Here is a 13,145-nt window from a genome sequence, read left to right on the forward strand (position 1 = left end):
TTTAGATTAAATTAATACTTGAAAACGAAATCGATGAAATTAAAATTATTAATCACACTATTTTCTTTCTACAATTTAGGATTTGCACAACAACAAAACTTAGTCAAATATGTCAATCCAATGATTGGAACAGAGAAAATGGGGCACACATTTCCAGGTGCAACTGTGCCTTTTGGTGCTGTACAATTGAGTCCCGAAACCGACTCTATTCCCTATTCTGTCAATCATAAATATAATCCAAGAGTTTATGATTATTGTACTGGTTACCGTTATGAAGATAAAACTATTACAGGTTTTAGTCACACTCATTTTAATGGAACAGGACATTCTGATTTAGGTGATTTTTTGATTATGCCAACAGTTGGTAAATTGCAATTAAATCCAGGAACAGCTCTAAATCCTGAAAGTGGTTATCGTTCAAAGTTTTCTCATCAAAATGAATTTGCCGAAGCCGGATATTACAAAGTAAAATTAGACGATTATAACATTTGGGCTGAAATGACCGCCTCTACTCGAGTTGGTTTTCATCAATATACTTTTCCAAAATCTACTCAATCGCATATTATTTTTGATTTGAATGCGGGAATTTACAATTACGATGACAAAAATACTTGGACTTATGTAAGAGTTGTGAATGATACATTAGTTACTGGTTATCGACAAACACGAGGTTGGGCTAGAAATAGAACGGTTTATTTTGCGATGACTTTTTCTAAACCATTTAAAAATTATGGTCAAAAAAATGAAGATGGTCAAGTCGATTATAAAGGGTTTTGGAGAAAATGGAATGAAACACAAAATTTTCCATTGATTGAAGGTAAAAAAATTAAAATGTATTTTGATTTCGATACAGAACAAGATGAAAAAGTAAAAATAAAGTTTGCTATTTCACCCGTTAGTCAAACCAATGCATTAGAAAACTTGGAAACTGAAATTCCACACTGGAATTTTGAACAAGTAAAAAATGAAGCCAAAGAAAATTGGAACAGAGAATTGAATCGCATTCAGATCAAAGCTTCAGAAAATGATAAGATCAATTTTTATACTGCCATGTATCATACCTTTATTAATCCAACAACTTACATGGATGTAAATGGTCAATACAAAGGCTTAGATCAAGAAATTCATCAAGCAAAAGATTTTACAAATTATACAACTTTCTCACTTTGGGATACTTATCGCGCTTTACATCCATTGTTTAATATTATTCAACCAAAACGTAACAATGATATGGTAAAATCGATGATGAAACATTATGAACAAAATCCAATAAAAATGCTACCAATTTGGTCGCATTATGCCAACGAAAATTGGTGTATGAGTGGTTATCATTCGGTTACTGTTATTGCAGATGCAATTGTAAAAGGAATTTATGATGGTGACGCAAATGCTGTGTTAGATGCGTGTATTGTTACAGCGAACAAAAGAGATTATGAAGGAATTGGTGATTATATCGACAAAGGTTATATTCCTGCTGAGAAAAACGGAACTTCTATATCGAATACGTTAGAATATGCGTTTGATGATTGGTCGATTGCGCAAGCTGCTAAAAAATTGAACAGAATGGATGTGTATGAAACATTTATGAAGCGTTCTGAGAATTGGAAAAATAATTATGATTCTTCAATCGGATTTATGCGTCCTCGATTAGCTGATGGAAGTTTCAAAAAAGAATTTGACCCTTTGAATACGCATGGACAAGGATTTATAGAAGGTAACTCATGGAATTTCAGCTTCTTTGTTCCCCAAAATCCTGATGGATTGATCAATGCGATGGGTGGCAAAAAGAAATTTGGTGATAAGCTAGACCAATTGTTTACAATGCATTTACCAGACGAATATTTTGCTGATACAGAAGATATTACTCGAGAAGGAATTATTGGTGGATATGTTCATGGAAATGAACCCGCTCATCATGTTGCCTATTTATATAATTGGGCTGGACAAGCATGGAAAACGCAAGAAAAAATCAGAATGATTTTGGAAATGCAATACAAACCTACAACAGATGGTTTGGGAGGAAATGATGACACAGGACAAATGAGTGCGTGGTATATTTTTAGTGCTCTTGGTTTTTATCCTGTTCAACAAGGATCGACAGATTACGCAATTGGAAGTCCTTTGGTAGAACATGCTGTATTGAATTTAGAGAATGGAAAACAATTTGAAATTGAAGTCAAAAATCAATCGAAGAAAAATGTTTATATTCAAAAAATAGAACTTAATGGAAAGTCTTACTCTTCGTTCAATTTAAATCATTTTGATATCGTAAATGGCGGTAAATTAGTATTTCATATGGGAGCAAAACCTAAAAAATAAACGTTAAATATTTTATAATTAAAACTTTAAATTTGAAAACTTGAAAAATAATGATTAATTTAAATTAAATTTAAAACCAAGAAAAATGGCTAAGAAAGCAAAAAAAGAAGAAAATCATTTACAAGTTTTAGTGGACAAATTAAAAGATCCAAAACATAAAAATTTAGTTCGTACCAATCGTTTAAAAAAGAAACGTCGCAATAACGCTAAAAACTAAACATAAAAAAACCACTCAAATTGAGTGGTTTTTTGTTTTTATCTCGAATTGATTAATCAATCACTTTACCAATTAAATCGAATTCATATGCTTCAATAATTTCTACATTAACAAAATCACCAACTGGTAAATAGGTATCAATTGCAGAAATCAAAACTTCATTATCAACATCTGGAGAATCATATTCTGTACGTCCTATAAAGTTATCTCCTTCTTTACGATCAATCATCACTCTAAATTGTTTTCCAATTTTTTCTTGATTCAAATCATACGAAATTTGAGATTGAATTTCCATAATTTCTTCAACACGTTGTTGTTTTACTTCCTCTGGTACATCATCTTCTAAATTATACGCATGCGTATTTTCTTCGTGTGAATAAGTAAAACATCCCAAACGATCAAATTTTTGCTCTTGTACCCAAGCTTTCATTTCCTGAAAATCTTCTTCTGTTTCGCCTGGATATCCACAAATCAATGTTGTACGAATCGCCATATCAGGAACTTTTGTACGCATTGCGTCTAATAAAGCATTCGTTTTTTCGTGTGTTGTACCACGACGCATTGATTTTAATAATTTTGTTGAAATATGTTGTAACGGAATATCAATATAATTACAAACTTTAGGCTCTTCACGAATTACATCCAAAACATCTTCTGGAAAACCAGCTGGAAATGCATAATGTAAGCGAATCCATTCGATACCTTCTATTTTTACTAATTCCTTTAATAATGACGCTAATTCACGTTTTTTATAGATATCTAAACCATAATACGTTAAATCTTGTGCAATCAAAATTAACTCTTTTGTTCCATTTTTAGCCAATTTAGTCGCCTCTGTTACTAAATCTTCGATTGGACGAGAAACATTTCCTCCACGCATCAAAGGAATTGCACAGAAAGAACAAGGACGATCACAACCTTCTGCAATTTTAAGATAAGCATAATGACGTGGCGTTGTCGTTAAACGTTCACCAACTAATTCATGTTTATAATCTGCTCCTAAAGCTTTTAATAACAATGGTAATTCGCGCGTCCCAAAATATTGATCAACATTAGGAATTTGCTCAATTAAATCTGGTTTGTATCGCTCTGACAAACATCCAGTCACGAAAACTTTTTCTACCAAACCATCTTCTTTACGTTGCACGTAATCTAAAATTGTATCAACACTCTCTTCCTTTGCATTATCAATGAAACCACAAGTGTTAATCACTACAATCTCTCCAGTTTGCTCATGTACAACTTCTTTACCATTGGCTTTCAATTGTCCCATTAACACCTCAGAATCGTAAACATTTTTAGAACATCCTAACGTAATTACATTAATTTTCTTTTTCCCAGTCGATTTTGTACGCATTACTCTAATTTAAGTCTGCAAAATTACGAAATATTTGAGAGAACTAACCAAAAGATTGAGTGGAACTAATATAAATAGTTAAAATAAAAAATATCACGCAATTATTCAATTCTACAGAAATATTTCCTAAATATTAATATATAACAGAAAATAATGAGATATCAATTAAAAAACACGGAATCAATTTAATATAAACTATTGATTAACAAAATATTACACACTATTTATGATACCTTTTTAAATTAAAATTGTTAAATTTGAATGTATTAGTATTTTAAGTTAACAATTCTAAGTAAGATGCTTTTAATTGTAAAAGGTCAAGATTTCTCTTGACCTTTATTTTTTTATTCAATATGAAAATGACTTGGAAAAGCCTTTTTAGGATTTCGTTTGAGAATATTTAACTTAAATTGACTTTCTAAAAAACCGTATCCATAGTTAAAAAACTGGATTAAAGTAGTTTGAATTGACAACAAGCCTACAAACGCAGATTTAAATCTTATTGTTGAGAATATAAAAATCAAAAACATATAAATTAACCACAAAACAAAAGGAATTTGTAGCATAAACTGTTCTTTAGGAAAAACAAAGCTCATCAACAAAAATAGGAAAGCAACTAATGTTCCTACAAAAAATAAACTTGGAAACCAAAAAGTTGGTTTGATATAATTTGGATGACGTTGATTTAGAATTGGTCGTGCAACGCCAAATTGATATACTTGCTTAGCGAATTTTTTTAACGACGTTCTACGCTTATGAATAACCTTAGAATCTTGAAACAATCTTGTATCAAAACTATTTTCCCACAAACGCATCGATAAATCTGGATCTTCTCCAACACGCAAATCTGCAAAACCACCTGTTTTTTCGTATGCTTTTCGAGAAATTCCCATATTAAAACTACGAGGTTGAAATTTACCAATTTGTTTTTTTCCACCTCTAATTCCTCCAGTTGTTAAAAAAGAAGTCATCGAAAATGTAATTGCTTTTTGTAAATCTGTAAACGAATCGTCCGCATCATCAGGACCACCAAAAGCATCAACAAAATTAGTTGTCAATTCGTTTTTTACAGATTCAATATAAGTTGATGGAATAATGGTATCAGAATCTAAGAAAATGAAATAATTTCCATTCGCTTTTTCCATACCATAATTTCTAGATTTCCCAGGTCCCGAATTTGTTTTGTAATAATAATGAAGATCTAATTGAGTATCAAATTTAGTACAAACCGCATCCAATTTATTTTTAGAGCCATCGTCTACAATAATAATTTCGAATGATTTATCCGTTTGTTTTGTTAAACTTGACAATAATTCTGTCAATTCATCTTGACGTTCGTAAACGGCAATAATTATCGAAAGTTTTAAATCTTCTTTTTCCAAAATAAATTATTGATTGAATGATTCTTTCAATTCTAAAGTTACTTTCTGGATTTCGTTCAAATCCTTAAAATGATTCGTTTTGAAAGTAGATTTTGATTGATTCAATTCATGAACAATAGCCAAAATTGTATCCAATGGACTTTGCTCCTCTCCTTTCGGTGTTTCATCAAAATTAATTCCAACTAAAGAAACCTCTTCAATCATTCCGAACAACCATTCTTCTAAAAAAGTATTCAAATCTATTGAATCAATTTTATGATTTGCCCATTGATTTTGTTTCGCTTTTTCAGCTAAATCTGTATTCGACCAAAAACAAATAACCTCCAAATTAGAGCCATCTTCGTACTCAAATTCCTCTGAATACGAAACAGCAAAACCTTCTTCCGAAGTTAAAAGATATACTTTTTGATCTTGACAAATTTCTTTTATAAATTGATTCACTTCTCTTAATTTTGATTTTTAGCTTTCTTACTTCCTTCATACATTTCGTATTGTAAAAAGTCGCATTCTAACTTACCGTTAAACACTTTTACTTTTTTCGAAGGACGTAAACCGACATATTTTTTGGCTTGTAAATCTGATGTGATGAACCACGCCAATGTATTTGGATAACTCGATTTTAAAGTATCTCCAATTTGTTTGTAAAATTCTTGATTATTATTTTCGATACGCTCATCATAAGGCGGATTGAAAACCAATAAAACTGGGAATAATTCTTTCTTAGATGTAAAAAAGTCTTGCGTTCTTACTTCTATGAAATCTTCTAAATCAGCTGACTTAACATTCGCTTGAGCAATTTTGACCATCATTGGAGAAATTTCGTATCCAACAATTTTATATTCAGATTCTTTGATACGATTTAGACGTGTGTTACGAATTTGTGTAAACAAAGTTTCATCATAATCTGGCCAATTCTGAAAAGCAAAATGCTTACGGTGAATTTGCGGCGGAATATTATTCGCGATCATTGCTGCTTCAATTAACATTGTTCCCGAACCACACATCGGATCAAGGTAATTCCCTTTTCCATCATAACCTGCTTGCAACAACAAACCTGCTGCTAAAACTTCGTTAATTGGTGCTGGTCCTGTTTCTTCACGATAACCACGTTTGTGCAAAGAATCTCCAGAAGAATCTAATGACAACGTAATTTTATCATGCGAAATATGTAAGTTAAAACGCACATCTGGAAAATCTTTATCGATACTTGGACGACGACCATCTTTTTCTTTAAATCGATCTACGATAGCATCTTTTACTTTTAAAGCTGCATAATGCGAATGCGTAAAATAATCTGAAAAAACAGTTGGGTCAATCATGAAAGTTTGATCGACATTCAAATAATTTTCCCAATGGAATTTCTTGAATTTTTCGTACAATTGAAGATCATTTTTCGCAGAAAATGTAAGAATTGGTTTCTGTATGCGAAGTGCAGTGCGCAAACTATAATTGGCTTTGTACATAAAACCTAAATCGCCATTAAATTCAACCATTCGGTTTTGAACTTTAACATCTGCTGCACCCAACGCTTTTAATTCTTGCGCTAATATATCTTCGAAACCAAAAAAGGTTTTCGCAATCATTCTGAAATTTTCCAAGGAAATAAAATTTTTACAAAAGTACGGGAAATAAAAGAAATTGAGAAGTTAGAATAATTATATTTGAAGTTAAATTAATAGAATATATGAAATTATTATTTACTCTCTTATTTATTGGAAATATTTTTTTTGTAAAAGCTCAAACTAAATTACCTCAAGATAGTGTTGATTATTATATTAATGAAACAAGAAATATTTTAAACAAAATAATAAATGATCAAGATTTATCATCAGATTTTAAAAATGACAACAAAATAGATCCTAATTATATAAATGCTAATGTAAAAAGCATACAAAAAATATTAATCAATTCTGATAAACTAATAAAGAATAATCCTAATAGAATCGATTATTATACAACGAAAACCTATTTCTATTTTATTTCGAATATGTATGATAATTTTATAAAAGAATCTGAAGCTATATTGATTCAAGCTAAAAATAATAAGAACAATTGGTGTAATTTAACTGATACTAATAAAGCTGATAGTCAAATATTATTAAAAACTTTCTATCCGTATATTAAATTTATGGCACCAATAAAAAACAATAATGATGAATATTATTTAGAAGTTGTTGTAAAATTATTTGAAACTTATTTACCAAATACATCTGATCAATACTTAATTAAAGCTTGGGTACAAAACAAATTAGGAAAAGGAAATTTAGCAATTGAAAGTTTAGAAAAAGGACGAAAAAAATTCCCCAATAACCTTGATATCATTATTCAATTATATGAATATTACTTTTCTACAAAAAATCAAGAAAAAATGACTCAACTAAAAGATGAAATTTTTAAATCTAAAAATCAAGATTTAATAAACCAATTTCAATCAATTATTATAAATTTTAAATAAAATTTTATTCTTCAAATTTCCTATTCTTCGTACCTTTCGACTCTAATAAAGAGTTAATTTTAGAAATATATAAAATGGAAAAAATCACAGATCGTCTTTCAGCTTTGAGAGAAGTTATGAAACAAAATAGGGTTAGCGCAACTATTATTCCTGGTACAGATCCTCATGGAAGCGAATATTTACCACAACATTGGAAAGAGCGCGAATGGATTTCAGCTTTCAATGGAACAGCTGGTACGGCTGTTGTTACTTTAGATAAAGCAGCTGTTTGGACAGATTCGAGATATTTTATTCAGGCAGAAGATCAATTGAAGGATACAACTATCGAATTGATGAAAATGAGAATGCCCGAAACACCTTCTATCAACGAATGGATTATTTCTCAATTAAAACAAGGAGAAGTTGTAGGTCTTAATCCTCAAATGTTTGCGCATAATGCATTTGTAGAAACAGAGAATGAATTTACATTCAATCAACTTACTGTCAAATCAATTGATTTGATTGATTTAACTTGGAAAAATCGTACTGAATTACCTCAAAATCCATTTTATATTTACGATGTAAAATTTGCAGGAAAATCTACAGCAGATAAAATTTCGGAAGTACGTAATGAAATGAAAAAAGCAAATACAAATGTTTATTTCATGAATTCGTTGGACGAAATTGCGTGGTTATTCAATATTCGCGGAAATGATGTTAATTATAATCCATTAACAATTTCTTATGCAGCTGTTGATACAGAAAATGCTTATTTATTTATTGATGAAGCTAAAGTAACTACTGAAACACAAACTGCTTTAGCAAATGAAGGTGTTACGATAAAATCATATTTAGATATTTATAATTATCTAAACAATTTAGATGAAAAATCGCACGTTTTAGTTGACGGAAATCGTATTAATCAATCACTTTACGAAGCTATTCCTTCATCTTCTACAATCAAATTAGCGACTTCTATTGTTACCAATCTAAAATCATTAAAAAATGAAATTGAAATTGATGGTTTCCGTAAAGCAATGGTAAAAGATGGAGTTGCTTTGACGAAATTTTTCATGTGGTTAGAAGAAAATATTGACCAAAATATTAACGAAGTTACAGTTGCTGATAAATTAATTGAACTAAGATCTGAGCAAGAAAATTTCAAAGGCGCAAGTTTCGGAACTATTTGTGGATATGCCGATCACGGTGCAATGAACCATTATTCTGCAACACCAGAATCTGCATATACATTAGGAAAAGAAGAAATGTTATTGATTGATTCTGGTGCGCAATTCTTAGAAGGAACTACCGATATCACACGTACATTGATTTTAGGTGAACCAACTGAACAACAAAAAATTGATTATACATTGGTTTTAAAAGGTATGATAGCTTTATCAGAAGCTGTTTTCCCTGTTAATTCTCGTGGTTCTTTGTTAGATGTCTTATCGCGTAAAGCGCTTTGGGAATATGGTTTCAACTACGGTCATGGAACTGGACATGGTGTTGGACATTTCTTGTGTGTACACGAAGGACCACAAAGTATTCGTTTAGAAGAGAATTTAACACCTCTGAAAGTTGGAATGGTTCTTTCTAACGAGCCTGGTTTATATCGCGATGGTGAATATGGTATTCGAATCGAAAATCTAATGGTTATTCAACCAGCAATGTCAACTCAATTTGGAGATTTCTTAAAATTCGAGACAATTACAATTTCTCCTATAGATACAAAATTAATTGACATTAACTTGATGACAGCTCAAGAAATTGAGTGGTTAAATAACTATCATCAATTTGTTTTCGAAAATTTAAAACCTTATTTAAACGAAACCGAATTAACTTGGTTAAATAAGAAATGTGAAGCGATTACGAAGTAATTAATTCAAAAAATTATACATCATTCTGAACTCGTTTCAGAATCATATAAAATAAATCCTATTCACTGCGAATAGGATTTTTTATTTCGCATAAAAATTGTATTATTGCAACATATTTGCATTAAGAAATGAAACGACGAAATACACCAACTAAACAAGCGGTTATAGATTTGTTCAATTCGTGTTCTACTGCATTGAACCAAGAACAAATAGAGACGCAATTACAAGGAAAAATGGACAGAGCGACTATTTATCGCATTCTGAACAATTTTTGCAAAGACGGAATGATGCACAAAGTTATTGGCGATGATGGTGTAAACTATTTTGCCATGTGCAAAACATCTTGTGAACACACACAGCATCATCACGATCATTTTCATTTTCGTTGCACAACTTGTAATCAGCTGATTTGCTTAAAAGAAGAAATTAAAATTAATTTACCCGAAGGTTTTTCGATGCAAGATTGTAATTGCGTCATCACAGGAACTTGCCCAAATTGCCAAAAATAACAACAATGGATTTACAATGGTTTGTAAAATGGTTTAACTCGCCATATTATCATATTTTATACAAAAACAGAAGCTTAACAGAAGCTGAAGATTTTATTCAAAAAATTACCAAATATTTACAGCTTCCGCAACATGCAAAAGTATTAGATTTAGCTTGTGGAAAAGGTCGACATTCTATTACATTAAATAAATTAGGTTTTGATGTTTTGGGAATAGATTTGGCAGAAGCGAGTATTTCTTATGCGAAACAATTTGAAAATGAACATTTAAAATTCGAAGTTCATGATATGCGCGAAGTTTATCATTCAAACGAATTTGACGCAGTTTTCAATCTCTTTACAAGTTTTGGATATTTCGAAAGTTACGACGATAACTTTAAGGTTTTTGAAGCCGTAAAACAGCAAATAAAATCGCATGGAATATTTGTATTAGACTATTTGAATGCAGAAAAAGTTGTTTCTCAAATGATTCCTTATGAAGAGAAAGTAATCGACGGAATTTTATTTAAAATTACAAAATCAGTAGAAAATGGATTTGTTAAAAAAGAAATTGATTTTGAAGACAAAGGTGAAACTTTTCATTTCGAAGAATATGTTCGATTGATTTATTTCAATGATTTCAAAAAAATAGTAGATGCAGAAGGTTTTGTTTTAGATAAAGTATTTGGAAATTATAATTTGGATGCTTTTGATGAACAAACATCTGACCGATTAATTTTAGTATTAAATAAATAATGAAAGAAAGTTTAATCTTAATTTCTAGTGTTTTAATTGGCGTATTATTTTCTCGAATATTACTCAAAAACAAACACAACTCAAAACTATTACTAACCTTTAGTGGTGCTTATTTCTTAGCGATGACCGTTTTAGAAATATTGCCACAGGTTTATGGACATCCATCCGAAAATCATAGCCATCATTCGATTGGTTTATTTGTTTTGTTGGGAGTTGTTGTACAATATATTTTAGAAACAATTAGCAAAGGAGTTGAACATGGACATATTCATTTACATAAAAAAGAGCAGTTTCCATTCGGAATTTTTAGCGGATTATTTCTCCACTCTATTATCGAAGGAATTCCTGTAGCTAATGCCGAATCACACGATTTTATGTGGGCAATTTTTGTTCATAATATTCCAGTTTCGATGATTTTATTTAGCGCTTTATGTCAACATACAGATTCTATTGGAAAACGCTTTCTCTTTATGGCATTGTTTGCTCTAGCAGCTCCTATGGGTTATTTCTTAGGAAAACATACGATTATTTCTAACTATTCATTAGAAATGAGTGCAATCGTTTCGGGAATATTTTTACATATTTCAACTGTCATTTTGTTTGAAAGTAACGAAGGACATAAATTCAATCTTCAGAAGTTTGCTTCTATATTAATTGGATTTATCTTAGCTTATCTCACCGTTTCTATGCATATGCATTCGCATTAAAATATAAAAAGCAACTTTATAAAGTTGCTTTTTATATTTTATAACATTTTTCGATGATCTAAAACAAGAATTTCTCCATTCGAAACAAATTTCCATTTTTGATCTTTTTTACATTCATTTTTTGGTGTCGAAGATTTAATATTAAATTCGACTTCTTTATTCATCATCGAAATTGAAGTATGATATTCACACTCACCAATAGTTACATTTGTCGAAACATTATCATTTGCTAAAAACTCAGTTTCAGGAATTGATTTTATTGCTTCATTAATAATATTTAAATCTAATTCATTGTAAATTAAATCAAAATTATCTGTCACTAAATTTGTAGATAATCGAAAAGAATTTGATTCAACATCTGTTCTAATTGTAGTGTTTTTCGTACTCAAATCCAATTCCTCTACTCGTTTTGGACAATCTAAATAATCTGGAATTTTGTGTGATTCTTTACTTTGTAAATCCTTTTGAAACGCTTTAATTTCAGAAAATAACTGTTTTTTTTCTGATGAAGCTTCCTTAAACTCTTTTGTTTCGGAAAGCTCTTGCGTTGTTAATTGGTTTACTTCTGGTTTATTTTCGTTACAATTAAAAAAGACAAAAAGTGTAAAAAGTGAGTAAAAATAATATTTCATAAGCAAGGTTTTTTAGTTCCTCAAATTTATGAAATATAACATTCAAATTCAATAATTTAACACTCCCTATTTATAGGTATTTTTTCAAATCTAATTTCAAAATTTCTCCTACTTTAGTAAATTCATCGTTTACTTTAGCATTTAGCGTAATTTTTTCATTTGTAATAGGATGATTAAACACTAATTCATGGGCATGAAGCATCATTCCTTTCAATCCAAAATTTTCTAACCACAATTTATTCTGTTTGTTACATCCATGTGGACGACTTCCTAAAATTGGATGAAATATATGACGAAAGTGCTTGCGCAATTGATGCATTCGTCCAGTTTCTGGAATAGCTTCTACCATACAATAACGTGAAGTTGGATGATTATTATATTCCAAATCAATTTCGGCAGTTTGTAAACACTTAAAATAGGTAATTGCATTTTGTTTCACTCCATCATCATTGGTTAAATCATAGTCAATTGTCATTTCTTCTGGCGACCAACCACGCAAAATAGCCAAGTATTTTTTCTCAACTTCTCGCGTTGCAAAACGATCATTCATTATTCTTAAACTTTCTTTATCCAACGCAAATAAAAGAACGCCAGACGTTTTTCGGTCTAAACGATGAATGGGATAAACATGTTGTCCTCCTATTTGATTACGTAATTCCTGAACCGCAAAAACTGAGGCATCTCGAGCGTAAAAAGATTTATGAACCAACAAACCACTTGGTTTGTTTATGGCGATAATATATTCGTCTTGGTAAAGAATTTCTAACATTTGACAAAAATAAAAAGAGAATCATAAAAAATGAATCTCTTTTTATATTAATTATTTCTATACTTATCTTTTCTTGCTTTCGATCTAAAAACTAAAAAGAAAATTACAATTGATAAAACTGTAATTAATATTGTATCCCAATGTGTTTTGAAAATTGCTATCAAATTTTCCATATTATTCTATTTAATAGTTAAAAATAAAAAAAAAG

Annotated in this window: 14 protein-coding genes; 7 read left to right on the forward strand and 7 right to left on the reverse strand. The window is 30.2% G+C overall.

Annotated elements, in window-relative coordinates:
• Positions 1 to 33: 33 nt before the first annotated feature.
• Positions 34 to 2,319, forward strand: coding sequence for a GH92 family glycosyl hydrolase (locus tag AC2I98_RS03830; protein WP_486413307.1), 2,286 nt, complete (start codon positions 34 to 36; stop codon positions 2,317 to 2,319).
• 85 nt (positions 2,320 to 2,404) lie between these two features.
• A complete protein-coding gene (locus AC2I98_RS03835; RefSeq protein WP_486413308.1) occupies positions 2,405 to 2,536 on the forward strand; it encodes a hypothetical protein in 132 nt (43 codons plus the stop codon).
• Between the two features lie 52 nt (positions 2,537 to 2,588).
• On the opposite strand, the gene rimO is transcribed toward AC2I98_RS03835, so the two are convergent.
• The 4 genes from rimO to AC2I98_RS03855 all read right to left on the reverse strand — a co-directional run bounded on the left by rimO (position 2,589) and on the right by AC2I98_RS03855 (position 6,879).
• On the reverse strand, positions 2,589 to 3,893 hold the full coding sequence (rimO, locus tag AC2I98_RS03840) for a 30S ribosomal protein S12 methylthiotransferase RimO (RefSeq protein WP_486413309.1): 1,305 nt from the start codon (positions 3,891 to 3,893) through the stop codon (positions 2,589 to 2,591).
• 344 nt (positions 3,894 to 4,237) lie between these two features.
• Entirely contained in the window at positions 4,238 to 5,275 is a 1,038-nt protein-coding gene (locus tag AC2I98_RS03845) for a glycosyltransferase family 2 protein (RefSeq protein WP_486413310.1), read from the reverse strand.
• A gap of 6 nt (positions 5,276 to 5,281) precedes the next feature.
• Entirely contained in the window at positions 5,282 to 5,716 is a 435-nt protein-coding gene (locus AC2I98_RS03850; protein ID WP_486413311.1) for a DUF2750 domain-containing protein, read from the reverse strand.
• 5 nt (positions 5,717 to 5,721) lie between these two features.
• Positions 5,722 to 6,879: a THUMP domain-containing class I SAM-dependent RNA methyltransferase gene (locus tag AC2I98_RS03855; protein ID WP_486414058.1), complete on the reverse strand. Its 1,158-nt coding sequence runs from the start codon at positions 6,877 to 6,879 to the stop codon at positions 5,722 to 5,724.
• An 80-nt stretch (positions 6,880 to 6,959) separates the two neighbouring features.
• Here AC2I98_RS03855 and AC2I98_RS03860 point away from each other — a divergent pair, with 80 nt between their 5' ends.
• The 5 genes from AC2I98_RS03860 (at position 6,960) to AC2I98_RS03880 (ending at position 11,536) form a co-directional block, all read left to right on the forward strand.
• Positions 6,960 to 7,730, forward strand: a complete 771-nt coding sequence (locus AC2I98_RS03860; RefSeq protein ID WP_486413312.1) for a hypothetical protein — start codon at positions 6,960 to 6,962, stop codon at positions 7,728 to 7,730.
• Between the two features lie 74 nt (positions 7,731 to 7,804).
• Positions 7,805 to 9,586 (forward strand): aminopeptidase P family N-terminal domain-containing protein, encoded by a 1,782-nt coding sequence (locus AC2I98_RS03865; protein ID WP_486413313.1) that lies wholly within the window; start codon positions 7,805 to 7,807, stop codon positions 9,584 to 9,586.
• 128 nt (positions 9,587 to 9,714) lie between these two features.
• Positions 9,715 to 10,095, forward strand: coding sequence for a Fur family transcriptional regulator (locus AC2I98_RS03870; RefSeq protein ID WP_486413314.1), 381 nt, complete (start codon positions 9,715 to 9,717; stop codon positions 10,093 to 10,095).
• Positions 10,083 to 10,829 carry a class I SAM-dependent methyltransferase gene (locus tag AC2I98_RS03875; protein WP_486413315.1) on the forward strand — a complete coding sequence of 249 codons (747 nt, stop codon included), beginning with the start codon at positions 10,083 to 10,085 and terminating at the stop codon, positions 10,827 to 10,829. Before AC2I98_RS03870 ends, AC2I98_RS03875 begins: the two co-directional genes overlap by 13 nt.
• Entirely contained in the window at positions 10,829 to 11,536 is a 708-nt protein-coding gene (locus tag AC2I98_RS03880) for a ZIP family metal transporter (protein ID WP_486413316.1), read from the forward strand. The genes AC2I98_RS03875 and AC2I98_RS03880 overlap by 1 nt, the downstream gene beginning before the upstream one ends.
• A gap of 38 nt (positions 11,537 to 11,574) precedes the next feature.
• Here AC2I98_RS03880 and AC2I98_RS03885 read toward each other — a convergent pair whose 3' ends face one another.
• The 3 genes from AC2I98_RS03885 to AC2I98_RS03895 all read right to left on the reverse strand — a co-directional run bounded on the left by AC2I98_RS03885 (position 11,575) and on the right by AC2I98_RS03895 (position 13,110).
• Positions 11,575 to 12,168, reverse strand: a complete 594-nt coding sequence (locus AC2I98_RS03885) for a hypothetical protein (protein WP_486413317.1) — start codon at positions 12,166 to 12,168, stop codon at positions 11,575 to 11,577.
• A 70-nt stretch (positions 12,169 to 12,238) separates the two neighbouring features.
• The gene (locus tag AC2I98_RS03890; protein ID WP_486413318.1) at positions 12,239 to 12,937 is read right to left on the reverse strand and encodes a pseudouridine synthase; all 699 of its coding nucleotides are present in this window, start codon (positions 12,935 to 12,937) and stop codon (positions 12,239 to 12,241) included.
• A gap of 47 nt (positions 12,938 to 12,984) precedes the next feature.
• Entirely contained in the window at positions 12,985 to 13,110 is a 126-nt protein-coding gene (locus tag AC2I98_RS03895; RefSeq protein WP_486413319.1) for a hypothetical protein, read from the reverse strand.
• Between the last annotated feature and the right edge of the window lie 35 nt (positions 13,111 to 13,145).

The sequence above is a fragment of the Empedobacter sp. EJD.6dd genome, from assembly GCF_057369435.1.

What these genes read in the sequence shown, in the direction of transcription:
- AC2I98_RS03895 (WP_486413319.1), bottom strand. Translation starts at nt 13,110, where the DNA reads ATGGAAAATTTGATAGCAATTTTCAAAACACATTGGGATACAATATTA.
- AC2I98_RS03865 (WP_486413313.1), top strand. Translation starts at nt 7,805, where the DNA reads ATGGAAAAAATCACAGATCGTCTTTCAGCTTTGAGAGAAGTTATGAAA.
- AC2I98_RS03860 (WP_486413312.1), top strand. Translation starts at nt 6,960, where the DNA reads ATGAAATTATTATTTACTCTCTTATTTATTGGAAATATTTTTTTTGTA.
- rimO (WP_486413309.1), bottom strand. Translation starts at nt 3,893, where the DNA reads ATGCGTACAAAATCGACTGGGAAAAAGAAAATTAATGTAATTACGTTA.
- AC2I98_RS03890 (WP_486413318.1), bottom strand. Translation starts at nt 12,937, where the DNA reads ATGTTAGAAATTCTTTACCAAGACGAATATATTATCGCCATAAACAAA.
- AC2I98_RS03885 (WP_486413317.1), bottom strand. Translation starts at nt 12,168, where the DNA reads ATGAAATATTATTTTTACTCACTTTTTACACTTTTTGTCTTTTTTAAT.
- AC2I98_RS03880 (WP_486413316.1), top strand. Translation starts at nt 10,829, where the DNA reads ATGAAAGAAAGTTTAATCTTAATTTCTAGTGTTTTAATTGGCGTATTA.
- AC2I98_RS03830 (WP_486413307.1), top strand. Translation starts at nt 34, where the DNA reads ATGAAATTAAAATTATTAATCACACTATTTTCTTTCTACAATTTAGGA.
- AC2I98_RS03870 (WP_486413314.1), top strand. Translation starts at nt 9,715, where the DNA reads ATGAAACGACGAAATACACCAACTAAACAAGCGGTTATAGATTTGTTC.
- AC2I98_RS03835 (WP_486413308.1), top strand. Translation starts at nt 2,405, where the DNA reads ATGGCTAAGAAAGCAAAAAAAGAAGAAAATCATTTACAAGTTTTAGTG.